Origin of the sequence: Streptococcus gallolyticus subsp. gallolyticus DSM 16831, from assembly GCF_002000985.1 — a bacterium.
Classification (GTDB): domain Bacteria; phylum Bacillota; class Bacilli; order Lactobacillales; family Streptococcaceae; genus Streptococcus; species Streptococcus gallolyticus.
On sequence record NZ_CP018822.1, the window covers coordinates 1,904,206 to 1,931,189 of the forward strand.

The 26,984-nt window shown below is 37.8% G+C and carries 26 protein-coding genes and 1 pseudogene; 2 read left to right on the plus strand and 25 right to left on the minus strand.

All coding sequences use genetic code 11. From position 1 onward, the window contains the following. Nucleotides 1-155: 155 nt before the first annotated feature. Nucleotides 156-1,628 carry a glycoside hydrolase family 1 protein gene (locus tag BTR42_RS09395; RefSeq protein WP_077497457.1) on the minus strand — a complete coding sequence of 491 codons (1,473 nt, stop codon included), beginning with the start codon at nt 1,626-1,628 and terminating at the stop codon, nt 156-158. Beyond that, a complete protein-coding gene (locus BTR42_RS09400; protein WP_077497459.1) occupies nt 1,628-3,499 on the minus strand; it encodes a glucose PTS transporter subunit IIA in 1,872 nt (623 codons plus the stop codon). Before BTR42_RS09400 ends, BTR42_RS09395 begins: the two co-directional genes overlap by 1 nt. Nucleotides 3,500-3,665: 166 nt before the next feature. Between BTR42_RS09400 and BTR42_RS09405 the strand changes: the two genes are divergently transcribed. After that, nucleotides 3,666-4,415 (plus strand): MurR/RpiR family transcriptional regulator, encoded by a 750-nt coding sequence (locus BTR42_RS09405; RefSeq protein ID WP_009854703.1) that lies wholly within the window; start codon nt 3,666-3,668, stop codon nt 4,413-4,415. Nucleotides 4,416-4,489: 74 nt separating this feature from the next. Here the strand turns inward: BTR42_RS09405 and smpB are convergent, their stop codons facing one another. The 22 genes and pseudogenes from smpB to rplK all read right to left on the minus strand — a co-directional run bounded on the left by smpB (nt 4,490) and on the right by rplK (nt 23,821). Continuing rightward, nucleotides 4,490-4,957, minus strand: a complete 468-nt coding sequence (smpB, locus tag BTR42_RS09410; protein ID WP_009854704.1) for an SsrA-binding protein SmpB — start codon at nt 4,955-4,957, stop codon at nt 4,490-4,492. 46 nt (nt 4,958-5,003) lie between these two features. After that, a complete protein-coding gene (gene rnr, locus BTR42_RS09415; protein WP_077497461.1) occupies nt 5,004-7,337 on the minus strand; it encodes a ribonuclease R in 2,334 nt (777 codons plus the stop codon). A 225-nt stretch (nt 7,338-7,562) separates the two neighbouring features. Beyond that, nucleotides 7,563-7,799: a preprotein translocase subunit SecG gene (gene secG / locus BTR42_RS09420; protein WP_009854706.1), complete on the minus strand. Its 237-nt coding sequence runs from the start codon at nt 7,797-7,799 to the stop codon at nt 7,563-7,565. Between the two features lie 127 nt (nt 7,800-7,926). Further along, the gene (gene rpmG, locus BTR42_RS09425) at nt 7,927-8,073 is read right to left on the minus strand and encodes a 50S ribosomal protein L33 (RefSeq protein ID WP_074596042.1); all 147 of its coding nucleotides are present in this window, start codon (nt 8,071-8,073) and stop codon (nt 7,927-7,929) included. Then, a complete protein-coding gene (locus BTR42_RS09430; protein WP_077497463.1) occupies nt 8,070-9,245 on the minus strand; it encodes a multidrug efflux MFS transporter in 1,176 nt (391 codons plus the stop codon). Before BTR42_RS09430 ends, rpmG begins: the two co-directional genes overlap by 4 nt. 150 nt (nt 9,246-9,395) lie before the next feature. Next, nucleotides 9,396-9,989 carry a dephospho-CoA kinase gene (gene coaE / locus BTR42_RS09435; protein ID WP_331852234.1) on the minus strand — a complete coding sequence of 198 codons (594 nt, stop codon included), beginning with the start codon at nt 9,987-9,989 and terminating at the stop codon, nt 9,396-9,398. Continuing rightward, nucleotides 9,986-10,591 (minus strand): annotated as a pseudogene (gene mutM, locus BTR42_RS09440) (DNA-formamidopyrimidine glycosylase); the annotation flags it as partial. The gene coaE and the pseudogene mutM, both read right to left, overlap by 4 nt. A 249-nt stretch (nt 10,592-10,840) precedes the next feature. Continuing rightward, nucleotides 10,841-11,737 (minus strand): GTPase Era, encoded by an 897-nt coding sequence (gene era, locus BTR42_RS09445; RefSeq protein WP_003065885.1) that lies wholly within the window; start codon nt 11,735-11,737, stop codon nt 10,841-10,843. Between the two features lie 58 nt (nt 11,738-11,795). Next, nucleotides 11,796-12,203 carry a diacylglycerol kinase gene (dagK, locus tag BTR42_RS09450; protein ID WP_009854710.1) on the minus strand — a complete coding sequence of 136 codons (408 nt, stop codon included), beginning with the start codon at nt 12,201-12,203 and terminating at the stop codon, nt 11,796-11,798. After that, complete coding sequence (ybeY, locus tag BTR42_RS09455; protein WP_003065889.1) at nt 12,184-12,681, minus strand: rRNA maturation RNase YbeY; 498 nt, start codon at nt 12,679-12,681, stop codon at nt 12,184-12,186. The genes dagK and ybeY overlap by 20 nt, the downstream gene beginning before the upstream one ends. 242 nt (nt 12,682-12,923) lie before the next feature. After that, nucleotides 12,924-15,155, minus strand: a complete 2,232-nt coding sequence (locus BTR42_RS09460; protein ID WP_077497467.1) for a starch-binding protein — start codon at nt 15,153-15,155, stop codon at nt 12,924-12,926. Between the two features lie 338 nt (nt 15,156-15,493). Beyond that, nucleotides 15,494-16,048 (minus strand): GNAT family N-acetyltransferase, encoded by a 555-nt coding sequence (locus tag BTR42_RS09465; protein WP_012962298.1) that lies wholly within the window; start codon nt 16,046-16,048, stop codon nt 15,494-15,496. Beyond that, nucleotides 16,045-16,275, minus strand: coding sequence for a hypothetical protein (locus tag BTR42_RS09470; RefSeq protein ID WP_009854713.1), 231 nt, complete (start codon nt 16,273-16,275; stop codon nt 16,045-16,047). The genes BTR42_RS09465 and BTR42_RS09470 overlap by 4 nt, the downstream gene beginning before the upstream one ends. A 190-nt stretch (nt 16,276-16,465) precedes the next feature. Beyond that, nucleotides 16,466-17,536 carry a PhoH family protein gene (locus tag BTR42_RS09475; RefSeq protein ID WP_077497469.1) on the minus strand — a complete coding sequence of 357 codons (1,071 nt, stop codon included), beginning with the start codon at nt 17,534-17,536 and terminating at the stop codon, nt 16,466-16,468. Between the two features lie 89 nt (nt 17,537-17,625). Continuing rightward, a complete protein-coding gene (locus BTR42_RS09480) occupies nt 17,626-18,795 on the minus strand; it encodes an MFS transporter (protein ID WP_077497471.1) in 1,170 nt (389 codons plus the stop codon). Between the two features lie 319 nt (nt 18,796-19,114). Next, complete coding sequence (locus tag BTR42_RS09485; protein ID WP_003065897.1) at nt 19,115-19,330, minus strand: YozE family protein; 216 nt, start codon at nt 19,328-19,330, stop codon at nt 19,115-19,117. Next, on the minus strand, nt 19,327-19,836 hold the full coding sequence (gene msrA, locus BTR42_RS09490; protein ID WP_077497473.1) for a peptide-methionine (S)-S-oxide reductase MsrA: 510 nt from the start codon (nt 19,834-19,836) through the stop codon (nt 19,327-19,329). Before msrA ends, BTR42_RS09485 begins: the two co-directional genes overlap by 4 nt. Nucleotides 19,837-20,073: 237 nt before the next feature. Continuing rightward, nucleotides 20,074-20,940, minus strand: coding sequence for a CvfB family protein (locus BTR42_RS09495; protein WP_003065900.1), 867 nt, complete (start codon nt 20,938-20,940; stop codon nt 20,074-20,076). A 56-nt stretch (nt 20,941-20,996) separates the two neighbouring features. After that, nucleotides 20,997-21,554 carry a ribosome recycling factor gene (frr, locus tag BTR42_RS09500; RefSeq protein WP_003065902.1) on the minus strand — a complete coding sequence of 186 codons (558 nt, stop codon included), beginning with the start codon at nt 21,552-21,554 and terminating at the stop codon, nt 20,997-20,999. Between the two features lie 53 nt (nt 21,555-21,607). Beyond that, nucleotides 21,608-22,345: a UMP kinase gene (gene pyrH, locus BTR42_RS09505; protein ID WP_009854717.1), complete on the minus strand. Its 738-nt coding sequence runs from the start codon at nt 22,343-22,345 to the stop codon at nt 21,608-21,610. A gap of 206 nt (nt 22,346-22,551) precedes the next feature. Beyond that, complete coding sequence (rplA, locus tag BTR42_RS09510; RefSeq protein ID WP_009854718.1) at nt 22,552-23,241, minus strand: 50S ribosomal protein L1; 690 nt, start codon at nt 23,239-23,241, stop codon at nt 22,552-22,554. A gap of 154 nt (nt 23,242-23,395) precedes the next feature. Beyond that, the gene (gene rplK / locus BTR42_RS09515) at nt 23,396-23,821 is read right to left on the minus strand and encodes a 50S ribosomal protein L11 (RefSeq protein ID WP_003065913.1); all 426 of its coding nucleotides are present in this window, start codon (nt 23,819-23,821) and stop codon (nt 23,396-23,398) included. 353 nt (nt 23,822-24,174) lie between these two features. On the opposite strand from rplK, the gene BTR42_RS09520 reads away from it, so the two are divergent. Further along, a complete protein-coding gene (locus BTR42_RS09520) occupies nt 24,175-24,525 on the plus strand; it encodes a DUF3397 domain-containing protein (protein WP_172456433.1) in 351 nt (116 codons plus the stop codon). Nucleotides 24,526-24,557: 32 nt separating this feature from the next. Here the strand turns inward: BTR42_RS09520 and BTR42_RS09525 are convergent, their stop codons facing one another. Next, the gene (locus BTR42_RS09525) at nt 24,558-26,969 is read right to left on the minus strand and encodes a DNA translocase FtsK (RefSeq protein ID WP_077497475.1); all 2,412 of its coding nucleotides are present in this window, start codon (nt 26,967-26,969) and stop codon (nt 24,558-24,560) included. Nucleotides 26,970-26,984 lie beyond the last annotated feature (15 nt).

Consider the following 26,984-nt stretch of genomic DNA (forward strand, 5'->3'; position numbering starts at 1 on the left):
TCAACTACTACATATCCTTTTCAAAGAGAAAATTAACCTTTCATTAACACCGTATAACCAAAAACCAGTTCTGAATGTTGACGTTCAGGACTGGTTTTGTTTATAAAATCAATGACAAGAGAAGATTACACTCATTATTGATTGAATTTTTCTTTCTAAATTTCAGATAACTTAGCACCATTTGAAGCGATAATTTCTTTCATCCAAGCATAGGATTTTTTAGGAGTACGTTTCAAGCTGCCATTACCTTTATCGTCCATATCCACGTAAATAAAGCCATAACGTTTTTTCATTTCTCCTGTTGAAAGTGAGACTAAATCAACAGGTCCCCACATGGTGTAACCTAAACATTCTACACCATCAATGATAATAGCGTCAGCCATTGCTTGAAGATGATCACGTAAATAATCAATACGATAATCATCCTGAACAATACCATTTTCATCAAGCTCATCAATGGCACCCATACCATTCTCAACAATAAAAATTGGTTTTTGTATGCGATCATAAATCTCATTCATGACATGACGAAGTCCCAAGGGATCAACTGGCCATCCCCACGGCGTCTCTTTAAGATATGGATTCGTAGAGCCACCAACATTAAACCAGTCATCTCCAGCTTTAGTGGTATTAGAACGGTAATAAGAAAAAGAAATAAAATCAAGTTGACCTTCTCTAAGGATTTCTTCATCACCATCAGCAAAAACAATTTCTTTCACGCCTCGACGACGCCAGATTTCTTTTGCATAACGTGGGTAATAACCACGCCCCATAATGTCAATAAAATACCAATTTTCACGACGTTCCTGCAAGCGATGAAAAACATCTTCGGGCTTACAAGTTGCTGGATATAGTTCACTCATAGCATACATTGCACCAAATTGACTATTTGGCATCATTTCATGTCCAAGTTTAACAGCACGCGCACTAGCTACAAACATATGGTGGGCAGCTTGATAACGGTCTTGCCCTTCTGATTGTCGTGTCCCACATGGACCAAATCCTCGCACAGCATTGATTTCATTAAAAGTCAACCAATAACGGCAACGGTCGCCGTAACGTTCAAAGAGAGTTTTGCAATATTTTACATAACAATCAATGACATGACGTGATGACCAACCATCATATTTCAACGCCAAATGCATCGGCAACTCATCATGACAAATCGTAATCAAAGGTTCCATGCCATATTTTGCCATTTCATTAATCACATCATCGTAAAATGCTAACCCCTCTTCGTTAGGCGTTTCTTCCTCACCTGTTGGAAAAATACGTGACCAACAAATTGAAAATCTAAAAACATTAAATCCCATGCCAGCCATCAAAGCAATATCTTCCTTATAGTGATGATAAAAATCAACTGCACGATGACTAGGATAATATTCATCTTCTAAAAAGACAGGCAGTGCTTCTTTCGGAACAGGATCTGCATAGAAAAATGAGCTACGCGGATTGATAATGCTACCATCTGGCATCTGCATGGTATGATGACGTGGATTTTCTTGTGAACCATCTGTTTCATAGTCATGTGAAAGTAAACCACGTCCTCCTTCGTCAAAGCCACCCTCATATTGAAAATCTGCTGTGGCTCCTCCCCAGAGAAACCCTTTTGGTAATTCGTATGACATTAGTTTTCCTCCTTATCCAAACGTTGCCCTTGCTTCACATCACCCATTTGAGGTAGTTCAATCGTTTTTCCATTAGCATTTGTAATAATTAACATAGTTGTTGTATCATAACCTTTTTGATTAATCCTGTCTCGATCAATTCTCACAATCGGTTGACCCGCGCGAATACTATCACCAGCTCTTGCCAAAACATCAAAGCCTTCTCCGTTTAGCTCAACGGTATTAATGCCAATATGAACCAATAGTTCAACGCCATCAGGACGTGTTACGCCAAACGCATGCCCTGTTGGAAAGACAGTTGTTAATTCACCATTGGCAGGCGCTGTGATAAAATCACTTGTTGGTTTGAAGGCAATACCATCTCCCATTAATTTTTGAGCAAATACTTCATCATTCACCTTTTCTAATGGCACCAACTCACCATCAGCAATCGCAAGTATAGCATCATCTGGTACAACCTGACGAACAGGTTCCGTGACAGTCAACTTAGCATCTTCTTTGCTAGTATCAATTCCAAGTAGATAAGTTACAACCGCTGCAACAACAATAGCCACAATAATTCCAGCAACAGCTGCTAAAACAGTTTTGCCAAAGATTGGTAGAGCAAGAATATTTGAATACCCCATTTCATAAGCTTTAGCACCAAGAATACCAGCAACGATACCACCAACAAAGCCACCAGCCATAACACCATACATTGGTTTCTTGTACTTCAAGTTAACCCCATAAATTGCAGGTTCTGTGACACCTGCCACAATACAACCAATAGCAATAGATAGAAGCTCACCTCGTTTAGCTTTGTCCTTAGTACGTGCCGTAACACCAATAACAGCACCACCTTCAGCCATATTATGTAAAAGAAAGGCAGGACGAATCATGGCATCGTATCCAGGATTAGTCAGTAACTGTGTCATAAATGGTGCTAATGCGGTATGCATTCCAGCCATAACCATCCAAGGAAGAGCAGCAGCCAAAAGCCCCACAGCAATCGGTCCTACAGTTCCTTCCAAGAACATAAACAAACTTGCAATACCTTGTCCAATCATATTTCCAAGTGGACCTAAGATAATAAACCCTAAACTTCCCGCTACAAATATAGTTCCCATTCCGACAAAAATTGCCTTAAAAATATTTGGGATAATCTTATTAAGAAATTTTTCGACATAATAAGCAAGAATAGCAATTAGTAGAGCAGGTAAAAGCGATGTTCCATACGAAAGCAAACGAACACTTATACCAAATAACGTAATGGGGTCACCTGCTGTTACTAAACCTGTAAAATTCCCATGCAATAATGCTGCTGCCGAAGCCATTGCATAAATTGGTGTGGCACCTAATTTATTAGCCGCACCGTAAGCAACAAAAATTGGCATGAAATAAAATGGGGCATCTGCAATAGCTGATAATAGCAAATAACTTGATGAAGTAGCAAAATTACTATCAATAAAGGTCACAATCAATAATAAGACAACCTTTAACATCCCTCCAGCAATCAGACCAGGAATCATTGGGGTAACTGAACTTGATACAAAACCAATAATTTTACTACCTGCATTCTTCCACGTCCATGGTTCTTTAGGAGTTAAATCACCATCCAAATTTTCATCGATACTACCACCCGATGTAATGTTAAAATCATTCACCATCACATCGTAAGTTTGCAATAAATGTTGCCCTAAGATAACCATATACTGACCACCAGCATAGACAACACCTAGGACTCCTTCTAGATTTTCTAAAGCCTCCTTATTAGCTTTTGAAGCATCTTTTAGTTGAAACCGCAACCGTGTCATACAATGAGACAAGGTTTGAATATTGTCAACATCACCGACATTTGTGACAATTTCTTGTGCTAACTTCTTATAATCCATAGCTAACCTCTTTTTGTAATTTTTGTCATTTTGTTTTGTAAAATTTTACACCCTCATTGTAGTTCTTTTTGAAAACGATGTCAATATTTTTTGATATTTTTTATAATTATTTTTGACATTTTTGTCAAAAACGCTTAAAATACTTGATTAGAAAGGTATTTTGATTATGAACATTTTACAAAAAATGCAACTCCACGAACAAGAATACTCAAAATCTGAAGCAAAAGTTTATCACTTTCTCAAGGAGAATTTTGAGAAATTAGAAACGTTGACAATTACTAGAATTGCAACAAATTCACATACTTCTACATCTGCCGTCCTACGATTTTGCCAAATTTTGGGCTATAAAGGATTTAAAGATTTTCGCTACGATGCTATCAATTATATTCATCAAAAGCCAAAAGAAGAAAACGAAGATATTCTTGACCAAATTGCGGATAATTATAGCGTTATTCTAAATCAAATGAAACATTTAGAACGTCAAGCAATTGACGAACTTGTTGATTGTATTTTAAAAAGACAGCATCTGCATATTCTTGGTATTTTTCTATCATCACTCCCTGCAAGGTACTTACATTTTGGTTTACAAGATTTAGGTATCGCTAGTCAATTAGCAAGTGATTTAAACAGCGGAAATCATCTTTCCAATATTATTGATGAAGAAGATACACTTATTATGTTTTCTATTTCAGGGTCGTCAGCCAATTTCAATAACACATTAAGTGCTATCTCAAAAAATATGCCACAGAACTCCTATCTAATTACATTAAATGAGCACGCTGCTGCCGCGAAATACTTTAACCATGTCATTACTCTTCCTGGAAATTCCATTTCAAAACAATCTATTGTAGATACGCAGGCTATCACTATGATTTTTGTTGAGATTTTGCTCAATATGGCTCATCGAAAATTATAAAGAGGTTGGAACCTATTGTTCCAACCTCTTTTAACGATTATCACAGACTAAAAGTCTCTGTAAGTATTTCCTATTTACCTTGCATTGAAATTTTTCATTTGGCGTTTGATGTCGCGGTCTTGTTCACGGCGTTTGATGGTCTCACGTTTATCATAATCATGTTTCCCTTTTGCCACACCAAGCAAAACTTTAGCGAAGCCATTTTTCAAATAAACTTTAAGTGGTACAAGGGTCATCCCTGTTCCTTTTAGGTCATTTGATAATTTTTCGATTTCGCGTTTTTTTAGCAATAATTTACGAGTGCGCTCAGGGTCTTGATTCCAAATATTTCCTTGTTCAAAAGGTGAAATATGGACATTAATCAGCCAAGCTTCACCATTTTTGATTTGGGCATAGCCATCTTTGAGCTGAATACGTGCAGCACGAACGCTCTTGATTTCTGTTCCTGTCAGAACAATCCCTGCTTCAATTGTATCAACGATGTTATAGTCATGACGCGCTTTTTTATTTTGTGCAACGACATTTCCGTCACCTTTTGGCATATTAGATACCTCTCTTGAAAATTAGTGATTATCTTAATTAGCAGTTTTATTTTTTAGCTTTACGTGATTTTTTCTTAGCAACTTCTTTGTAGAAAGGTTTCTTGCCTGACTTTTTAGAAGTTGAAGCGGAAGATTTACGATTTCGTGGTTTGCTTGATTTTGAACCTTTGTGTTTATCCGCTTTTGGACGACGTTTTTCTTTACCAGAACGGTCTTTGCGTGATTTTTTAACTTTCTCTACCACATCATACTCACTTGGAATGTATTCAAAGTCAATATCGCCAGTTTCTTTATCAGCACGTGTTAATTTGATTTTAATCGGTTGACCAACACGGAAAACTTTTCCTGATTTTTCACCTTGAAGGGTCAATGTACGTTCGTTGTAATTGTAAAATTCTGGCAGAGTTGTGATGTGAACAAGTCCTTCGATTGTATTTGGCAATTCGATGAACATCCCAAATTTCACGACACTAGCAACCACACCGTCAAATTCCTGACCAACGTATTCTTCCATGTATTCGGCTTTTTTCATGGCTTCAACAACACGTTCAGCATCAATAGCACGACGTTCAAGGGTTGAAGATGACGTTGCCAATTCTGGAATCACATTTCTAAAGTGTTCGATTTTCTCATCAGTGAGTTGTGTGTATTCGCGAATCATGCGGTGAACAAGCAAATCAGGATAACGACGAATTGGACTTGTGAAGTGAGTATAGTACTCCGCAGCCAAACCATAGTGTCCGTGATTATGCTCAGAATAACGTGCTTGTTGCATTGAACGAAGAAGCATCATGTTTAACACTTCTGCGCCTGGTTTACCTTCCACTTTTGCCATGAAATCTTGCAAAGCTTGTTGAGTGATTTTATTAGCTGTACCATGGATTTGAACGCCAAAAATGCTAGCATAATCAAGGAATTTTTGTAATTTTTCAGCTTTTGGTTCTTCATGGATACGGTAAATAAATGGCAATTTACGTTTTGCAAAATGCTCTGCAACTGTTTCATTAGCTGCCAACATGAAAGATTCAATCATGCGTTCAGCAATACCACGTTGACGAAGCACAATATCAACTGGCATTCCTTTATCATTAACAATAATCTTGGCTTCGCTCGTATCAAAGTTAAGAGCACCGCGGCGCACGCGCATGGTTTCAAGAATATTGTGAAGAGCAGTCATATGATGAATAGAGTCAACGATTGGTTGGTATTGCTCAATCAATTCTTCATCACCAGCAATAATGTCATTGACATCGCTGTAAGTCATACGGAAAGTTGTCTTAATGACTGATTGACAAATTTGGTGATTAACAACGTGACCATTGCGGTCAATTTCCATTAAACATGATTGTGTCAAACGGTCAACATTAGGATTTAACGAACAAATACCATTTGACAAACGTTCAGGCAGCATTGGAACTACACGGTCAGTCACATAAACTGATGTCCCACGAGTAACGGCTTCACGATTAAGCGCAGAGCCTTCTGTAACATAGTATGAAACGTCCGCAATATGAACACCGAGCTCAAAATTACCATTGTTGAGCAATTTAATATGGACAGCGTCATCCAAGTCTTTGGCATCCGCACCATCAATGGTAAAGGTGATTTCATTACGCAAATCAACACGCCCAATCATGTCTTTTTCAGACGGCGCATCTGGAACCGCATTGGCTTCAGCCATAACATCTTCTGGGAATTCTGATTTGATGTCCATTGATTCAAGGACTTCAAGCACATCAATACCAACATCACCTTGGTGTCCAACGATGTCACGCACATGACCAACAAAATAATCATGACCACGTGTTGGGTATTTATCAATGTCAACCTTGATAATCTCAGTGCCGTCAAGCAAAACAGGCTCTTTCTTGATATAAATCTTTTGTTGAATTTTTTGATTTTTAGATTTAATGTAACCAGCGTATTTTGGTTTTTCGTCATCAAGAATAAATTTCCCAACAACCGTTTTTAAGCTACGCTCAACAATGCCGACAATGCGAACCTCAGCTGCTGTACCTTTCAAGCGATTAGCTGGCTTTTTAACAACCGCTTCAACCGTATCTCCGTCAACCGCATGACCAACATCATTACGTCCGACAAACATGTCATCTTCATTTTCGTCAACCGCTAAAAAACCAAAACCAGCTTTGTTAGCACGAAAAACACCCGTAACGGTGATTTCTTTTTTCTTCTCTATTTTTTTACGAAGAGCAAGGTTCCCATGGTCATCAAAACGCAGTTTTCCTTGACTTTCCAATTTTGAAATCTCTTTGATAAGCTTTGGAAATTTTTCAGCGCCAGCCATGTCTAGCCCAGCAGCCAATTCATTAATATTGACTTTTCCATGCTCCTCTAAATAAGCAATAATTTTTTCGTTCATAATTTGTGATTGTAAGTATTCCTAGTAAAAATCAGGCATAAAATGCCTAGCTAGGCTTAACTCAATAATTTTCCTCTCGTATTCTACTTTATTCTAACAGGTCGTAAACAAGACTTTTACGACTTCATAATAAAAAATGAGCTGAGTGACCAGCCCATGAATTTTCGTACAAAATTCAAGATGCGCAGCCAACGTAAGCCACTATTTAGCCTCGTTAGTTGCTATCTATTTACTTGATAAAATCGCTAGCGCCAAAGCAATTGCTAGCCAAAAGAAAACTAGAACTGCTGTAAAACGTTGCATAAACGCTTCGAAGCCACGCGCTTTAGTACGTTCAAACAAAGCTTCTGAACCGCTGTTATCAAATACATTGCTACTTGGATTTTTTTGTGGTTGCAAGAAAATAGCAATCACAATAATAACAGATAATACCAGCAAAGTTGTCAGTAGTATATTGTACATCTTTTTCACTAAGAACGCGTCAGAAAGTTATTTTCAAATCAATTGAATTGGTCATGATTTGACACTTTCAGTCTGAGTTCTATTCCTTTCCTACACTATGGTCTTGATTATTCTAACATAAAAATCCCTAAGATTCAATATGTAAGGTCACTTTTCGCTCTTTCGGACAATATTTTAAGACCTGAATACGCTCTGGATGAGTTGTTTTATTTTTACTTGTCAAATAATTCTTACTGCCACAACTGCTGCATTTTAAATTAATCTTTATTCTCACACGATTTCCTTAACTTTTAAGTATTTTCTAAAATTAATAAGGCTCCAGACAAAGTTTACAAAGACAATAAGACTAGTCACGTAGAAAACCGAACGATATCCCAAACCAGTTGCGATTGCTGACCCAATAAAAGGTCCAATAACTTGTCCCATATTCATAAACATTTGATTATAGCTAAAAATACGTGAAATTCCCTCGCGTGGTGTGATTTTAGTCAACAATGAATTGATACTCGGCATCAACGCACCTGTACCAAAACCATACAAGAAGCGGACAATACCTAATTGCAATGAATTCTGAGCAAGGGCGCAAAGCACATACATACTAAAGCTATAAAATAGAGCAATCAAAAGTAATCTATGATTACCTATTCTATCACCAATTTTCCCAAGAGTCGAGCTTGAGAGCATACTTGAAAATCCTAGTGCTGATACAATCAAACCAGAGATAAACATCAAGTTCTCTGTTTGACCAAGATGACGAATATACAAGGTCAAAATTGGGGCAATAGATTGTGCTGATACTTGGATAATCATGCTAGTCACAAAAAGACCAATTAAAATTTGCTTATCCTTAATTGAGGAGAATAGCTCACGTGTTGATAGAGCTTCTGCCTTAGTAACTGGTTGAAAATCTTCTTTAACAAGAAAAACGGTCATCAGATTACAAATCAATAAAATAAAGCCGACCAAAAGAAAAACTTGACGAATGCCCAAGATTTCAGCAAGAACACCACCCAATAACGGTCCTACCAAACTACCACCGATAACACCAGTTGCTAGTGTTCCAAGCGCATAACCTGAACGATTTTTGGGAGCTTGACTGGCGATCAAGGCTGTTGAATTAGGGACATAGCCAGAAAACAAACCGTTCAAAATACGCAAAACTAATAACCAAAAGACGTTAGGAACAAAGGCTAAACCACCCATGGTAAAAGTCATCACCAAACTCGCTCTTACCATCATTGGTTTACGACCATAACGGTCTGCCAAACGTCCCCATACTGGAGCAATAAGAGCCGAAGTTAAAGCTGATAGTGACACCGCTAGACCAGCATACCATTCTACCTTATTTTTAGGTGCTCCAAGTTGTTCAACATATAAAGCCATAAAAGGCATGACAAGTGAAAAGCTTGCCCCAGTAAAAAAGTTACCAAGCCAAGCTACCCGCAAGTTCTGTTTCCAATTAATTTCACTGTTAATGATTATTCACCCTCTTTTCTAAAAAACGTCAATTGATATTATAGCACAATATTAGTCAAATGAGAAAGAAAGTTGCCTATACAAGTATTGTTTTTTAATCACTAAAAATAAAGCTAAAAATCAGTCCGATAATGTGTGTAACAATCGGTCAACCTGCTCTTTTAGCGCTTGTAGATTACCACGATTGTCTAGTAATTTATCAGCGTAAGCTTTTTTAGCTTCTGTTGACATCTGACTCGCAATGCGCTTTTGTGCTTCAGAACGCGTGTAATGATTTCGCATCACTAAACGGTCTAACTGCGTCTTTTCATCAACATAAACTAACCAGACCTCATCAAACCAATCCATATAATCAAGTTCAATCAACAGCGGAATATCCATGAAAAAAACTTCCTCTGTCTGGGCTAATTGATTCCGACGATTAGCTAATTCTTGACGAATAATCTCATTTTGCAGCCTTGATGATTTTGCCATCATCTCTTTATTTCCAAAAATAACTTTTCCTAATTTTTGACGGTCAAGCTCTCCGTTTTCTTGCAGGATGTTATTTCCAAGCCATTCAACTAAAGTTTGATACAGCTTGCCACCTTTTTCTTGCAATTCATGCACAACCTGGTCTGCATCAATAACCTGATAGCCCTGTTTTCGAATTTCAGCCACAACTGTTGATTTTCCCGAAGCAATTCCGCCCGTGATTCCAATAATTTTTGTCATCGTTTTTGACATGCAGGACAAAGGTGTGTCCCACGACCTCCTACTTTGATTTTTTCAATCGGCGTTGCACAACGTGGGCAAGGTTCGCCCGTCTTACCGTAAACTTGCAAAAACTGCTGCATATTGCCATCCTCACCAAAGGCATTATGATACGTTCTGATTGTTGTTCCACCTTTAGCAATTCCTAACTGTAAAATCCGAATAATCTCGTCATGCAACAAAGCTATTTCCGAATCTGTCAAACTTAAACTGACACGCTCTGGGTGAATTTTCGCTGCCCAAAGCGCCTCATCAACGTAAATATTTCCAAGCCCCACAACCAAGGTTTGGTCTAAAAGATAAGGCTTGATAATCTTCTTGGAAGCCTTCAATTTTCTAGTAAACTCTGATAAGTCAAATGTTTCCTTTGTCGGTTCAGGACCGAGCTTTTTCTTTTGAAAATAAGCTTCTATCTGATTTGGATACAACAATTCCATTGTCCCAAACTTACGAACATCTTGATAAACCAACGTTGAACCATCATCAAGTTGAAAAAGAACATGAAAATGTTTGTTATCAGGCACCTGTTCTGGAAAAAGCAAATACTTACCTTCCATTCGCATCATCTTTTTCACTAGCTTTTCCGCTCGGGTTCAATTGAGAACCTCTCGCCTTTCCTTTCTAAACATCATTTCAAGAATAGAGGGACAGCCTTTAATCCGTGTTCGAAGTAACACGAACAAATCCCTCTCCTTTCTAAAATTCATTTAATTCTTGATTGAGCATTTCTACGCTTATTATAAAACAGAGTGCTGCTTTTAAGCAAACACTCTGCTTTAGTGTTATTTTTGACAAAGCTACCTAGGCTACGCTTAATATTCTTTCTCGTTGTAACCAAAGTCAGCAAGGTCAAGTTTTTTATCACGCCAATTTTTCTTAACTTTAACCCATGTTTCAAGGTAAACTTTGTCACCAAGCATGATTTCAATATCACGACGTGCCATTTTACCGATTTTCTTGAGCATTGCCCCTTGCTTACCGATAATAATCCCTTTTTGGCTATCACGTTCAACCATAATTGTCGCACGGATATGCACTTTATCCGTTTCAGGGTCACGTTTCATAGATTCAACGATAACCGCAACAGAATGTGGCACTTCTTGTTCAGTCAATTTCAAGATTTTTTCACGAATCATTTCTGACACCAAGAAACGTTCTGGGTGGTCAGTAATTTGGTCCTCAGGGAAATATTGGAACCCTTCCTCCAAATTATCTTTCAAAATGTTCATCAATGTTTCAACATTGTTCCCTTGAAGAGCTGAAATTGGCACAATTTCTTTGAAATCCATTTGACTACGGAAATCATCAATTTGTTCCAAAAGTTGGTCTGGGTGCACTTTGTCAATCTTATTAATGACTAAGATGACAGGAATTTTAGCAGCCTTCAAGCGCTCGATAATCATATCATCACCCTTACCACGCTTTTCATCAGCAGGCACCATAAAAAGGACTGTTTCAACTTCACGAAGAGTGCTGTAAGCAGATTCCACCATGAAATCACCAAGTGCATTTTTGGGCTTATGAATCCCAGGTGTGTCAATAAAGACAATCTGTTCCGTATCCGTCGTGTAAATTCCCATAATTTTATTACGAGTTGTTTGAGCTTTATCACTCATGATAGCAATTTTTTGCCCCATAACATGATTTAAAAATGTTGATTTTCCAACATTTGGGCGACCTAAAATCGCTACAAAACCTGATTTAAACATAAGATATAAAGGACGTTAAACGCCCTACTCCTTTCAATTCTCTCTAACTAAGTTTTGGCTATTCACCAAAAATCAAGGCAATAATTTTCGGTACAAAAATAATCAATCCTGTTAAAACAGCATAGCCTGAAATGACTAAAACCGCACCTGCTGCCATATCCTTAGCATTTTTAGCCAACATTGAAAAATGGTAATTGCTAGCAAGGTCGACCACATTTTCAATCGCCGAATTAATGATTTCAAACGTGATGACTAAAAAGATTGCCAGTAGCAAAAAGAGCCACTCAATCGCCGAAATTCGAAAAACAGCGCCAGCTATGCTCGCCAAAATAGCTGAAACCATATGCTTGCGCATGTTTCTTTCTTCTTTGAAGGCTGTAATAATACCTGTAATGGCAAATTCCATACTCGCTACTAACGTGCGATTTTTCCACTTTTTAGGTGAATTATTGTCTCTTGAGTCCATAGGCAGTTAAAATCTCTTCCTGTAAAGTAAACATTTCTTTTTCTTCTTCAGGGGTGTAATGATCATAACCATTGATATGTAAAAAGCCATGTACTGCAAGGAAGCCCATTTCACGTTCAAATGAATGTCCATATTCTTCTGCTTGTTCACGCGCTTTATCAACCGAAATGAATAATTCACCGATGTAAGCGTCAAATTCATCTAGCATTTCAGCCAGTTCAGGATTTTCTTCTAAGTCTTCTTCTGAAAATGACAGACTTGATTCTGGTTTGTATTCTAAGCTGATAACATCTGTTGGACGGTCTGTGTCACGGTATTCCAAGTTCAACTCATGACTACGTTCATTTGTCACAAAAGTCACGGCCATTTCTTTATTGTCTTTACCTGTCTTTTCAGCTGCAAATTGTAATAAATCAAGGGTTTGTTTTTTTATTGCTTCTGAAACTTGACCAGTTTCATCTATCATTTCAACGTACATATAAATCTTCTTTCAAACTAATTATATCAAGGCTATTATACCATAATAAAATAAAGCCCGCTACTGTACGCTTTACAACACTCATCCCCGCTATCTCAAGAATTTAGCAGGTCAACTTTTGTCATTTTTTATTTTTTAACTGACAGCAAGATTGATTTTCTCATAAAAAAGAAGTAGCTCGGGGTAAAGCTACTTCTTCAAGGAGGAGTGTTAAGGACTAGTTCTCATCAGAAGTCCTATCATCATTTCAAACCATCTTTGTTATAATTGCCTGATTTTACCAAATCAAAGCCGATACTAGCTGGGAATTGGTTACTAGTACCAGGTTGGCTAAAGATGATTTTAACGTTTAAATCAAGGTATTCCTCTGGGAGATCAATATAGAAATTACCTTGAGCATCTTTTGTCATGGCTTGACCAGGCCACGCACCAAGTGGCATTTGGACTGGGTTGCCATAATAAGCATAGAGATTTGCGCTATCCCAACCACCAGGATTATCAAATGAAATACGTGTCATTCCTTCAGGAACATCTGCAACTAAACCGTCTTTAGAATAAACACCTTCTGCTTTAAAATCAAATCCTGTATTTTGTGGATATTGTGCACCACTATTGTTTGTAAAGAGGACTTTGACACCTTCTGTCTCATACGATGCTGGAACTGAAATTGTATAACGCCCTGATGAATCTTTTGTCATCTTAGTTCCAGGCCATGCACCAAGAAGTTGGGTATTTGTGGCATTATACATGTAAACATAAACATCTGACCAGTTATCTGGATTTTGGAAGTAAATGTTTGTTTCAGCATTCGGATCTTTCATGGTGAATGTATAACTCTTGCTTGCTGTTTGTCCATCTGTACCAGTTGCACTGACTGTGACTGTTGTTGATTGACCAACTTCAAGACCTTCACCAACTGTGATTTTATCACCGTCTTGGAAAGCAGCTTCTTGACCATTGTCAATCTTATAAGTTGCTGTTTGCGCATTTTTAGCTTTCAATGTCACTTCTGTTGCTGCTGAAATAGAATTGTTACCTTCGTTGTAACCATCAATTGATGCTGAAACTGTTTCATCGTCTTTTGCATCATACAACACAACAGCTGAACGTGACGGTACGCTACCAGTGATACGTCCATTTGAAACGTTAAACTGACGTCCTGAAACTTGGTCTGTGTAAGTACCATCTGCCAAGTTTGTTTCAGAATCCAAATATTTGTCGCCGCTGACAAGGTTGACAATAACAGCCCCCTTGCTTCCACGTTCAATCATAGCAACTTGTTCGTCTCCGTTAGGGTTACGGATGTATTCTGATTCACCAACCATAGCGTTGTGGAATTTATTAACAGCTGCTACTGTTGCATCTTTATAAAGGTCACTACCTGCATCACCAATTTGTGATTGACCTGTAAAGCGTGTACCATTTCCTCCGCCAACAGGACGTGAGAAGAATAATGGGGTACCTTTGGCACGCGCTGTAATCATTGCCCAACCAAGACGAATGTCTTCATCACTCATCCAAGTTGATTCTTGGTCATCATTGGCGTAAGTATCGTGTGATTCAACCCACAAAACAAGGTTTGCTGGGTCAACACCAGACACTTGATAATTGGCAAGATTGCCTGCTGCAACACGGCGATCTTTCAAAGCGTAACGAATTTGTTGACCATAATTTGAAGCTGTAATACTCATCAATTGACCATAACCAGCTTCGTTTGAAATGCTATCTTGTAAAATTTCACCATATTGGAATTCTGAACCATTATTCAAGATAACATTCCAGAAATTACTACCGTATTCACCTGGTAATTCAATATGTTTAGCAGCATCGTAACGGAAACCATCTGCACCGTCCGCAACGGCTTGTTTTAAGAAATTAAGCAAATATTGTTGGACGTATTCGTTTTGGGTATTCCAGTCATAAAGCCCTAAAAGCGAGTTTTGTGTGACATCATAACGATTTCCCCAATTGGTAATTTGAGTATTGCCATGTGTCCAGTTTGGAATACTTTTGATTTGTTGGTCAATTTGATTGTAATCAGAAGTTGTGTGGTTAAGCACAGCATCAACAATAATTTTGATACCGTATTGGTCAGCCACACGGTTCATTTCTTTGAACTCTTCTTCTGTTCCTAATTGGTAATTTCCAATAGTATAAACCGTTGGTTGGTATTGATAATACCAATTTGTCAAGCTTTTATTGCCACCATTTCCTGCAACAACAGCATTAATCGGTGACGTCTGAACGCTAGTGTAGCCAGCGTCCTTAATCGCTTGCATATTATCCTTAATAGTATTGAAAGACCAGCACCAAGCGTGAAGCACTGTTCCTTCTTTCATCGATACCTGCTCTGTATCAGCATTAACAACACTAACTTGAACAAATGTTCCAGTACCAAGTATTGTAAAAATCAAAGCAGATCCTAATCCCAGTTTCAACTTTTTCTTCATTTTTTCTTTATTACGAAATACCATAAATAATCTCCTATAAAGATAGACAAAATACGCAACCGTTTTCATTTTTATTAAAAACAAAAGCAGAAAAATACATGATACTAAATAACTTATATCACATCACAATCTGCTCAATTGAGGAAAGTAGAATGGTTGTTAAAATTGTTTTATAGGCAAGTCCTCCTAAATTTTTATTGCAATCGGTTGCATATTTCTTTTTTATTATATCACAAAAAATCCCCAACGCAACAAAAAAACTAAAAAATTTAGACAATTTAATCTATTTTTTGCCCACTATCAAAAAATTGGTCTCAAAAAAACACATTATGAAATCAAAAAACTGAGACAGCGTCCCAGTTTTACTTTTGTATTTCTTGCCACTTTGTTTTTGTTATGACAAAATGTTGGCTTGTGATGCTTTGACCGTTTAATATCTTATCATTTGGTATGTGTTCGAGCTCTGTCATGCCAAGTTTTTCGAGAACATGCGCTGAGGCTGGGTTATTGAGAGCGCAATAGCCATGCACTTCTTCTAATCCTAATTTTTCAAAGCACAGCGCTATGAGCTTCTGACTAGCTTCGGTCGCTAGCCCCTGATTCCAATACCTTTTATTGATAATATAGCCTAGCTCTACCATTTTTTCATCTGAAAAATTCATCAAATCAATAGTACCTATGAAAGCATTTGTCCCTTTTAGGACAATACCGTAACGACCCAAAGGCGTTTTAAGGTAAATGTTTTTAATAGCAGCCTTTGTTTCTTCAAGCGTTTTATTGGCTGGAAAATTCCAGCGCGTATTTTCCTCGTCTGAAACGTAAGCAAACATCGCCTCCGCATCTGCCAACGTCACAGGGCGCAAGATTAAGCGCTCTGTTTCAAGGATTTGATATTGGCGCAATCTCTCTGTTATCACTTTTTGATTTTCTCCATTTCATGCGCTATAATTTTTTGAACACTATTAGCTAAATAATTGGCGTTTTCTCCCATTTTTGAGAGCATTTCAGCTTCATCAGCAATTTCTTGAGACGACACAGCGACTTTTTTCACAGCTTCTAGTGTCATCTCGAGATCATTAGCTTGTTGTGATAGATAATTAGCCAGTTTACGCAACTCTTCTGCTGACAATTCACGAGAGCTCATGACTACCTCCCGTAATCCTGCTATCTGCAGATGATGTTAACTTTATTGTTATATCAGTTAAAAATACCATTTTTACATTCCTCAAAATTTTAAACTAACCTCAATTATAGCACGATTTTATGGCTATCTTTCATTTTCGCATATCTGAAAATTATTTTTATAAAAAAAGCCAGATTTTAATCTAGCTTTTCTAATCATTATTTGCTTCTTTATCACTAGCTGGTTGACCAATGGTTTCATAGCTTGCAAAACCCGATTCAGCCACAGCTTCTTCTGACGCTTTTGGAGAATGGCTGCGCTGTTTTGGTGCAGCTTTTTCATAAGCATTGATGATTTCAGCAACAACTGGATGACGAACAACGTCATTAGCTGAAAAATGAACAAAATCAATCTGTTTAATGTGTTGTAATTTTTCAGTTGCATCAATCAGCCCAGATTTAACTTTTTTAGGCAAGTCAATCTGGCTAGTGTCACCGTTAACAATCATTTTCGAATTGAAACCAAGGCGTGTCAAGAACATCTTCATTTGCATAATTGTCGTATTTTGTGCTTCATCAAGAATCACAAAAGCATCATCAAGTGTTCGTCCACGCATATAAGCCAGCGGAGCAATTTCAATAATATCACGTTCCATTAAACGTGTTGTTTGCTCTTTTCCTAAAATTTGATAAAGGGCATCATAAACTGGACGAAGATAAGGGTCAACTTTTTCTTTCAAATCCCCTGGTAAAAAGCCAAGACTTTCACCAGCTTCAACAGCTGGACGCGTTAAAATAATACGTTTGACCTGTCCACGTTTGAGAGCAGTCACCGCTAAAGTTACTGCCAAGAAAGTTTTCCCAGTTCCTGCTGGTCCAATCCCAAAAACCACATCATGTGATTTGACACTATCCACGTAAACTTTTTGTCCCAAAGTTTTAACACGGATAGGCTTTCCAGAATTATCTTTAATAATCTCTTCTTCGTAAAGTGCAACAAATTTATCAATTGAACCGTTTTGTGCCATGGAAAGAGCTGTCACAACGTCTGATGTATTAACCAGCATACCACGCGAAACCAAAACCAAAAGCGCTTGGATAGTCACACGCGCAAGCTCAACACTTTCTTCATCGTCTCCCAAAATTTGCACACGCTCAGTTCGTGCATGGATAATAACGCCAAGATTATCTTCAATCAGCTTCAAATGACGTTCATTTGACCCAAACAACGCCAATACGTCATCAGGATGATTTAATGTTATCTCAACAGAATACTCTTGCAAATAGAGTCCCTCTTTCTTTTGTGTTTGATAAGCCTATTATAGCTTATTTAACGTAAAAAATCACGACTTGCGTGATTTCTTAACTATCTTTATTTCAAATCATTGCGCTTCAAAATTAAAAGCGGAGCTAAAAGCATTAATACAATACCTAAAAGTAGAAATGTTAGTGAAAAACCCAACCAGTCAATCAAAAAGCCAGTCATCGGAAAAATGACTATCATAAACAGACTGAAAAACATGGCAGTAACACTAAGCATTGTGGCTCTCACATCGCTTGGAATCATCACTTGAAGGTCATTATTAAAGATTGGTAAAAAGAAAGCATAAAGCCCATCTGCTACCAAATAAATAATCATATAAATCAGAGGTAATTTCGTGATTGCTAAAACGTAAAGCATTCCCGTTAACCCAACTAAGATAGGAAGAAGAGCGACTGCTTTAAACCGTTGACCAATCTTACTTGCCAACCAAACAGCCCCAATATTGATAACACTAGAGATAAGCATCAGCAAACTAATCTGCCATGACGGCAAAATCTCTAATTCATTTTGATAGTAAAAATAAAACATACACATCATGACACAAAAAACTTGACTAGTGATGAGCCAATAAAATAAGTGTCGATTCACTTTAAATTCCCGAACAACCGTTTTTAAAATACGCAATAAACTTGCAGGCTCTTCTCGTTCTTTCTTAAACGCTGGCTCTTTCATCATAGCAATCAAAATAATGACTATCAAAGAGAAGAAAATTTGGATAACATACGTCATATCCAATAAACCATGAACAAAGAAACCTGCAACAACAGCGCCTAACGTTCTTGTTGCTTCAGCAACAGCAGACAAAAAACTCGAAAATTTGAGAAACTTGTTCTCTAACCCTGCTTCTTTAGCCGATTCAAATAACATGGCAGTGCTTGTGCCAGAATCAAAATTGTATGCCCATGCGTTCAGCACCATTCCAAATGCATAAATCCAAAAATTACCTTGCCCAAATAGCATAAATAGACACGATAATATTGACATCAAGCGTCCCAAATAAAGATTTGTGCGGTAAGTAAAACGGTCAGCTAGAACACCTGAAGGCACTTCAGACAAGAGACTGGTCAGATGAAAAAGACTTTCTAAAATCCCAATTTGACCAAAACTCATGCCATGTTGACTAAGAAAGAGAAGCCAGAAGCTTGTGATTCCGAAAAAACCGAAAAATTCACTTGCTCCAACTAAAGCAATATTATGACGATACGATTTTTTAAACATAGTAAATTTCCTTAAAATATGTCAGACTCTCCATAGAGTCATAGATTATTAACAAAATAAGATTTTAAAATTTGATTTCTTTTAAACAGACCTATAAGTCAGTTAAAAGCCTATCAAATGCCAGTTATTGAGTTAAATCATTTGACCTACGTGCATATAGCCCACTCTCCCTTGAAATTTCTATGTTTTTGTATCGTAATTGCTATCCATTATAGCACAAAAAGTTTGAAAATAAAGCCGATTCACGCAAATTCACAGAGAATAAATTTCTTACGATATTGTACCAGCTTTGTTAAACAAAAAAGAGGTGATTCACCTCTTAATGCGCTAAGTATTCTTCCCAAATTTTGTCGAATTCGCTAAGATTAAAGGCAAAATCTGCTTCATCTTCCAAATAACGACTAATGGTTTCAAAATTGTCAGTATGTTTCGGAAAAGTTGTATCATCAAAAACTAAATCCGCTAAAATGGCTACTGGCTCATGACTTTTAGGATTACGTTGCGTCATTAACCAAGTATAAAATGATTTTCTCATTGCCAATTCTCCTTTAAAAATTGATGTCTAATAGCACTACTTTCGGCATAGTGCTCAGGATTTTTCTTGTAAAAACCTTGATGGTAATCTTCTGCCAAATAAAATGGTTGAACTGGCTCAATTGCTGTTACGATTGGCTCTTTAAAACGACCTGAAGCTTGCAAAGCTACCTTTGACTGCTCTGCTATTTGACGCTGACGCTCATCACTATAAAAAATAACAGGGCGGTAATTATCACCACGGTCTTCAAACTGACCGAGAGCATCCGTTGGGTCCGTCTGTGCCCAATAAATCTCAACTAAATCCGCATAAGAAATCTTTTCCTCATCAAAAATGATTTCTACCGCTTCTGTATGACCAGTCTCATGCGCCTTAACCTGCTCATAAGTAGGATTTGCAACATGTCCCCCAGTATAACCCGAACGAACAGATAGAATCCCCTCTTGCTCTTCAAAAGGTTGTACCATGCACCAAAAACAACCACCCGCAAAAATCGCACGTTCCATCCTATGACCTCCAAAATATGGTGAATATATTATAGCAAAAAAAATGTCCAGTGGACATTTTTTTCACGAGCCTTGGAACCGAAAAGCGAGTTAGCCAGCGGATACTTTTTTCTCGAGCCTGAAAACTAAATAGCAAGTTTATTTAATTCCCAACCTTAAGCTTTTTTGGACAAGGCTTTTTATTGCTCAAAAAATACTATTCATCACTTTCTAAAACATCAGCATTCTTTTTCAAAGCTATTTTTCTTCGTCAATTAATTCTGTTCCGAATTGGTCTTGTTTGACTTTTCGTGCTTTCATCAAGCCGCCAAGCGCTTTTTTAAACTGACCTTTTGAGATGCCAAACGTTGCTTTAATATCAGCTGGCGATGATTTGTCATTCAAGGTCATAAAACCACCATTTGATTGTAAATACGTCAAAATCATTTGGGAATCATTTTCCAACATTTCAAACGAACGTGGTTTCAATGACAAATTAAGCGTACGGTCAACTTCGCGAAAACCAATGACACGTGCCGTTACTTCTTCACCAAGACGTGGCTCAGCATAACGTTCACTTGGATGAATAAAGCCAAGCATGTTATTATCTGGGAGATAAACAAATGTTCCAGATAGTTTCAAACGATAGACAATGGCGCGCAATTTTTCATTTTGCATATTATTGTAAGCAGGTCCAGCCATTTTTTGGAAAACTTCTGGCTGCGCTGGAATTGCCCAGATACGGTCTTTTTTATCCACGTCCAGATGAACATAGAGTTTATCACCTTTTTTAGGCCACAATTCCTTCATATCTGGCAACACATCAAGTGAAACAACAAACTGCTTATCCGCAAGTCCAGTGTCCAAAAAGACACCCAAATCACGACGTACTTCTGTCACGACACCCCAACCATAAGTCGTACGTGTTGTGGCAACGTCAGCTGTTGTCAAACGAGCTTTTTGGTGCACATCAGTATAAGCAAACCCTTTGACCATATCGCCAATCTTATGCTCACCTTCTGCCTTATCTAGCATAAAAGTCACGCCATCTTTTTGCACAAAATACGCTTTCGCATTCTCATCAATCACAAGACCTGTGATAATAGTGGCAAGTAAATTATTCATGTATTCTTTCCTTTATAAAAGGAGGTGGAAAGTCCACCCCCATACCTTCTTTTTGATTAGACTTCAAGCAATTCTTTTTCTTTGTTAGCTGTCATAGCATCGATGTGTTTAACAGCTTCGTCAGTTGCTTTTTGAATGTCTTTTTCAAGAACTTTCAATTCGTCTTCAGTGATTTCTTTAGCTTTTTCTTGTTTTTTAGCTTCGTCCATAGCATCACGACGGATATTACGGATAGCAACTTTAGCATTTTCACCGACTTTTTTCACTTCTTTAGCGAGTTCTTTACGAGTTTCTTCAGTAAGTGCAGGAATAACCAAACGAATCACTGAACCATCGTTAGCAGGGTTAATACCAAGGTCTGAAGCATTGATAGCATGTTCAATATCTTTCAAAGATGATTTATCAAATGGTGAAATCAAAAGAACACGTGCTTCTGGAACTGTGATAGAAGCCAATTGATTAAGTGGTGTCATGGCACCGTAGTATTCTACTTGGATACGGTCCAAAAGAGATGCGTTAGCACGACCAGCACGGATAGCTGCAAATTCGCGTGCCAATGAACTGTGTGATTGTTCAAAGCGTTCTTTAGCTTTTTCGATAATAGCATTAGCCATAGATTTTATTAATCCTCATTTCTTATTTTTTGGAAAATAGCAGAGCTGATAAATTATTTTTTGTGGTGTTCAGCTTTATTTGAAACAGTTGTACCAATGGCTTCACCAAAGACAACACGTTTAATATTACCAGCTTCATTCATGTTAAAGACAACAAGGTCAATATCGTTGTCCATTGAAAGGGTAGAAGCTGTTGCGTCCATAATTTTAAGTCCACGTTGAATGACTTCGCCATGTGTCAATTCATCGAATTTCACGGCATTAGCATCTTTCTTAGGATCGGCATTATAGACACCATCAACACCATTTTTCGCCATTAAAATAGCTTCTGCTTCAATTTCAGCAGCACGAAGGGCAGCTGTTGTATCTGTTGAAAAGTATGGTGAACCAATACCAGCACCAAAAATGACAATGCGACCTTTTTCAAGATGACGAAGTGCACGACCACGAATATAAGGTTCTGCTACATTTTGCATTGGAATAGCTGTTTGAACACGAGTATCAACTCCATATTGTTGCAAACTATCAGCCATTACAAGGGCATTCATCACTGTACCTAACATACCAGTGTAATCGGCTTGTACGCGGTCCATACCAGCTGCGGCAGCTGGTTCTCCACGCCAAAGATTTCCCCCACCAATAACCAAAGCAATTTCAACACCTGAACTATGTACTTCAGCAATTTCTTTCGCGATAGTTTGAACGGTTGTAAGATCAATTCCCACACCTTTTTCACCAGCTAACGCTTCACCAGATAATTTAATTAAAATACGTTTATACTTAGGTTCCACTACAAGTTACTCCTTCTTTTATCTTTACTATTTTATCATAATTTACCTGTTTTACCTAGCAAAATTCTCTGAATTTTGAAAGATTCAAGGTTTCAAAATCATGATGTTACAATGACAAAATGCTCCCTTTTTTGCTTTCTACGTCATTCACACAGTCCATAAAAAAATCCGTTTCAGTGAAACGGATTTTCTGTTGTATCATCACATTAGAATGAACTTGGATCTACTTTGATACCTACACCTTGTGTAGTTGTGATAGACAAGTTAGTCATGTATGTACCTTTAGCAGTAGCTGGTTTAGCTTTAACGATAACTTCGTGGATAGCTTTGAAGTTTTCAACCAATTTATCTGCATCAAATGATACTTTACCGATGATAGCTTGTACGTTACCTGCTTTATCAGCACGGTAAGTGATTTTACCACCTTTAGATTCTTCAACTGCTTTAGCAACGTCCATAGTTACTGTACCAGTTTTAGGGTTTGGCATAAGGTTACGAGGTCCAAGGACACGTCCAAGACGTCCAACGATAGCCATCATGTCTGGTGTAGCGATAACTACGTCAAAGTCAAGCCAACCGTCGTTGATTTTAGCAACAAGGTCATCTTCACCAACGAAGTCTGCACCAGCAGCTTTAGCTTCTTCAGCTTTAGCACCACGTGCAAATACAAGAACACGTTGTGTTTTACCAGTACCGTTTGGCAATACCATTGCACCACGGATTTGTTGGTCTGCTTTACGAACGTCAATGTTAAGTTTGTATGCAACTTCTACAGATGCATCAAATTTTGCGAAATTAGTTTCTTTTGCAAGAGCTACAGCTTCTTCTACGCTGTAAGCTTTTGTGCTGTCGATTTTTTCAAGTGCAGCACGCATTTGTTTGCTTTTTTTAGCCATTTAAAATTCTCCTTGTAATGTGGTCATATCGATTTGATTTAAAATCTCCCACGTCACTCATCAAATTACGATGAAGTCTTGCGGGTCTAACGTGAATTAATCTCAACGGTACAGTGTGGTTACCTCAATTAATCACAGATTGGGTTGCTATTGATTAGTCAACAACAGTGAATCCCATAGAACGAGCAGTACCTTCAATCATACGCATTGCAGATTCAATATTTGCAGCGTTTAAGTCTGGCATTTTAGTTTCAGCAATTTCTTGTACTTGTGCACGAGTAACTGTTGCAACTTTAGTTGTGTTAGGTGTTCCTGAACCTTTTTCAACACCTGCAGCTTTTTTCAAAAGAACAGCAGCTGGTGGAGTTTTAGTTACGAAATCAAATGATTTATCTTCATATACTGAGATAACAACTGGGATAATCATGCCAGCTTGATCAGCTGTACGAGCATTAAATTCTTTAGTGAATCCCATGATGTTAATACCTGCTTGACCAAGAGCTGGACCAACTGGTGGAGCTGGTGTAGCTTTACCAGCAGGAATTTGAAGTTTAACAACTTTTTCGACTTTTTTAGCCATTTATAAAATCCTCCTGTTGTGGTTTTGGCGGTAATTAAGATTTTTACCTCCCACAGATATGCTCAATAGCATACCTTACCATTATACATTAATTTTAGGAAAAAGCAAGGAATTTATTGCATTTATTTTCTTAAAAATCCTTGATTTGACAACTTTTATTAACTGTTATCAAATTTAAGCACTTTCAAGCTATTTTTTTCATCAGGCACTATTGATTTTCCTAATAATCTATTTCCATTCCACGTTAAATTATTGACGTCCATTTTTACTGACAAAGAAAGTCAAACTAAATTTTAGGAAAAGCCCTCTAATCATTTACATCTTTTAGGTTTCAGTATAAAATATAAAGTATGATGATGTACAAATTATTTTCTTTCTCGTTTGTGTTTTTGACACCAATTTTTGCTTATATTTTAGTGACATTTTTCAAATTAAAACGTTTTGGCATTCTATTTACCGACATTGCTTTTCCGATTTTTGCTTTTGAAATCGGATTGGTGGGAAATAAATTTTTAGGGAGTAGTATTTTCTTTTATTATTTGATTTGTCTGTCACTACTCGCTATTATTTTAACGGTAACTTTTCTTAGGAGAGATCATTCTTTTTCTTACCGCCGTTTTGGGAAATTTTTCTGGCGCTCTGGTTTTATTTTGACTTTTCTCTTTTACATTATGATACTGATTTTAATTTTTACGATTACATAAAAAACGCTAGCCAATTGAGCTAACGTTTTTTATTATGCTTCTGGATTTGGGTTAGTCATCAGAACTTTACGTGGTTTTGTTCCTTCGGCTGGTCCGATGACACCTGCTGCTTCCAATTCATCCATTAAACGGGTGGCACGATTAAATCCAACAGACAAACGACGTTGGAGCATTGAGGCACTTGCTTTTTGTGTTTCAAGTACCAAAGCTTTGGCATCTTCAAAGAGTGGGTCACCTTCTTGGGCGCCACCACCACCAGATTTCAAATCTGATTCAGAAACCTCACCTGGGTCAAAGTTATCATCATAATCTGCGTCAGCTTGGTCTTTAACGAAGCCAACAATGCGTTCCACATCATCATCAGAAATGAAAGAGCCTTGCAATCGAACTGGGTGATTTTCATCAATTGGTTTGAAAAGCATGTCACCACGACCGAGAAGTTTTTCAGCACCATTTTCATCCAAAATGGTACGGCTATCTGTCCCTGATGATACGGCAAAGGCAACACGTGACGGCACATTAGCCTTAATCAAACCACTAATGACGTCAACAGACGGACGTTGTGTGGCAAGAATCATGTGAATACCCGCAGCACGCGCTTTTTGTCCTAGACGAATAATCGCATCTTCCACTTCTTTGCTGGCAACCATCATCAAGTCAGCCAACTCATCAACAATAACTACAATCAATGGTAAAGGAATTTGTTTTTGCTCAGATTGCGCATTAAATTCTTCAACTTTAGCATTGTAGCCTGCGATATTTCGCACCCCAAAATGACTAAAGAGTTCATAACGATTTTCCATTTCATCAACCACTTTTTGAAGTGCTCTTGCAGCCTTACGTGGATTGGTTACCACAGGAATTAGCAAATGCGGAATATCATTATAAACTGACAATTCAACCATTTTAGGATCAATCATCATGAATTTGACTTGGTCTGGGCGAGCTTTCATCAAGATGCTTGCAATAATCCCATTAACGGCAACTGATTTACCAGAACCTGTTGAACCAGCGACAAGCAAGTGTGGCATACGAGCAAGGTCAAAAGTCCGTGCTGTCCCGTTAACAGCCTTACCAAGTGGCACTTCCAACAATTTATTAGGGTCTGTATTTGCTTGTTCCCAAAGTTCACGGAAGGTTACCGTTGCAATTTCTGAGTTAGGAACTTCGATACCGACCAACGATTTTCCTGGAATTGGTGCCTCGATACGAACATCTTTAGCGGCAAGTGCAAGTGCCAAATCATCAGCCAAATTTGAAATGCGGTTAACACGCACCCCAACTGCTGGTTTGACTTCGTATTTCGTAACAGACGGTCCAATCTCCGCACGTTCAACTTTGACATCAATCCCAAAGCTATTAAATGTATCTTCTAAGACTTTGATATTTCTGCGAACGAGATTTTTTTCCTTAGACTGATTTTTAGGTTTATCTGGTGCAAATAAGTCAATCGTTGGTAGTTTATAAAGAAGATTTGCTTTCGCCGTAAAATCAACTTCTAACGGTTCGCCGTCATCTTCTTCATCAAGCATAGCTTGCGCAGCTTCTTGCGACGGTGCCGAATCCATTGTCGAATAATCTTCAAGTGGCGGTTCTTCTAAGCCGTCCAAAGTGTGGTCATATGCCAAAATTTCAGGTTCAGTAGGTAAGTCATTTTCTGGAAGATTATCAAATAGCGAAGTCTCATTGTCAGTAGGATTCTCTAAAATTTCTCCTGTTTCTTGGTCAACAGTCATTTGAGCCAAGCGTTCTTCTTCCTCTTTCTGAGCTTTTTCCTGACGTTTTTGTTCAGCAAGTGCTTTTTTCTCTTCTCGTTTTAAAAAACGTTTTTGCTTTCTAATTTCGTTTTTAGCAGCCCATTCTTGGGATTTTTCTTTAAAGAATTCTACGATATCGTAAACTTCCCACGGACTCATCAAAAAGAGCCCCAAGATGATAAACAACGCCCCGATCAGAAATGTGCCAACATTTGAAAAAAGAAAGGCTACGGGTTTATAAAGAACAGCACCAAGCATTCCTCCACCGACAAACTTGCTTACTTTAAAATTGATAATGTCACCATAAAGCAAGCGAGCTGTTGTTGAAAAGACTTCCTTGTCACGATAAGCTGTCAATGAAAATAGGTAAGCATGCCATTCAAGCAACAACCCAATCATTGTCACCACAAAACCACCGACAAGCCCTGTCTGTTTATGAAACCATTTAAATCCAATTAAATAGATAAGTACCGCAAACATTAGGAAGTAAGCCAAACTTCCCACCACGAATCTGACGATATTGTAAACTGTTATGCCAAAAATTCCTAGACGAGCAATCGCAAAGAAAAAAATAACAGCTGTCACAATTGCCAAAATAAAACGTTGCAGTGCTTTCTGTCTTTTTATTTCTGCTTTTGTTGGTCGCCGTGATTTACGACCTTTTTTTCTACTTTTTGATTTTGCCATAACCTTATTATAGCA

What these genes read in the sequence shown, in the direction of transcription:
- BTR42_RS09395 (WP_077497457.1), bottom strand. Translation starts at nt 1,628, where the DNA reads ATGTCATACGAATTACCAAAAGGGTTTCTCTGGGGAGGAGCCACAGCA.
- BTR42_RS09400 (WP_077497459.1), bottom strand. Translation starts at nt 3,499, where the DNA reads ATGGATTATAAGAAGTTAGCACAAGAAATTGTCACAAATGTCGGTGAT.
- BTR42_RS09405 (WP_009854703.1), top strand. Translation starts at nt 3,666, where the DNA reads ATGAACATTTTACAAAAAATGCAACTCCACGAACAAGAATACTCAAAA.
- smpB (WP_009854704.1), bottom strand. Translation starts at nt 4,957, where the DNA reads ATGCCAAAAGGTGACGGAAATGTCGTTGCACAAAATAAAAAAGCGCGT.
- rnr (WP_077497461.1), bottom strand. Translation starts at nt 7,337, where the DNA reads ATGAACGAAAAAATTATTGCTTATTTAGAGGAGCATGGAAAAGTCAAT.
- secG (WP_009854706.1), bottom strand. Translation starts at nt 7,799, where the DNA reads ATGTACAATATACTACTGACAACTTTGCTGGTATTATCTGTTATTATT.
- coaE (WP_331852234.1), bottom strand. Translation starts at nt 9,989, where the DNA reads ATGACAAAAATTATTGGAATCACGGGCGGAATTGCTTCGGGAAAATCA.
- era (WP_003065885.1), bottom strand. Translation starts at nt 11,737, where the DNA reads ATGTTTAAATCAGGTTTTGTAGCGATTTTAGGTCGCCCAAATGTTGGA.
- dagK (WP_009854710.1), bottom strand. Translation starts at nt 12,203, where the DNA reads ATGGACTCAAGAGACAATAATTCACCTAAAAAGTGGAAAAATCGCACG.
- ybeY (WP_003065889.1), bottom strand. Translation starts at nt 12,681, where the DNA reads ATGTACGTTGAAATGATAGATGAAACTGGTCAAGTTTCAGAAGCAATA.
- BTR42_RS09460 (WP_077497467.1), bottom strand. Translation starts at nt 15,155, where the DNA reads ATGGTATTTCGTAATAAAGAAAAAATGAAGAAAAAGTTGAAACTGGGA.
- BTR42_RS09470 (WP_009854713.1), bottom strand. Translation starts at nt 16,275, where the DNA reads ATGAGCTCTCGTGAATTGTCAGCAGAAGAGTTGCGTAAACTGGCTAAT.
- BTR42_RS09480 (WP_077497471.1), bottom strand. Translation starts at nt 18,795, where the DNA reads ATGTTTAAAAAATCGTATCGTCATAATATTGCTTTAGTTGGAGCAAGT.
- BTR42_RS09485 (WP_003065897.1), bottom strand. Translation starts at nt 19,330, where the DNA reads ATGAGAAAATCATTTTATACTTGGTTAATGACGCAACGTAATCCTAAA.
- msrA (WP_077497473.1), bottom strand. Translation starts at nt 19,836, where the DNA reads ATGGAACGTGCGATTTTTGCGGGTGGTTGTTTTTGGTGCATGGTACAA.
- BTR42_RS09495 (WP_003065900.1), bottom strand. Translation starts at nt 20,940, where the DNA reads ATGAATAATTTACTTGCCACTATTATCACAGGTCTTGTGATTGATGAG.
- frr (WP_003065902.1), bottom strand. Translation starts at nt 21,554, where the DNA reads ATGGCTAATGCTATTATCGAAAAAGCTAAAGAACGCTTTGAACAATCA.
- rplA (WP_009854718.1), bottom strand. Translation starts at nt 23,241, where the DNA reads ATGGCTAAAAAAAGCAAACAAATGCGTGCTGCACTTGAAAAAATCGAC.
- rplK (WP_003065913.1), bottom strand. Translation starts at nt 23,821, where the DNA reads ATGGCTAAAAAAGTCGAAAAAGTTGTTAAACTTCAAATTCCTGCTGGT.
- BTR42_RS09520 (WP_172456433.1), top strand. Translation starts at nt 24,175, where the DNA reads ATGATGTACAAATTATTTTCTTTCTCGTTTGTGTTTTTGACACCAATT.
- BTR42_RS09525 (WP_077497475.1), bottom strand. Translation starts at nt 26,969, where the DNA reads ATGGCAAAATCAAAAAGTAGAAAAAAAGGTCGTAAATCACGGCGACCA.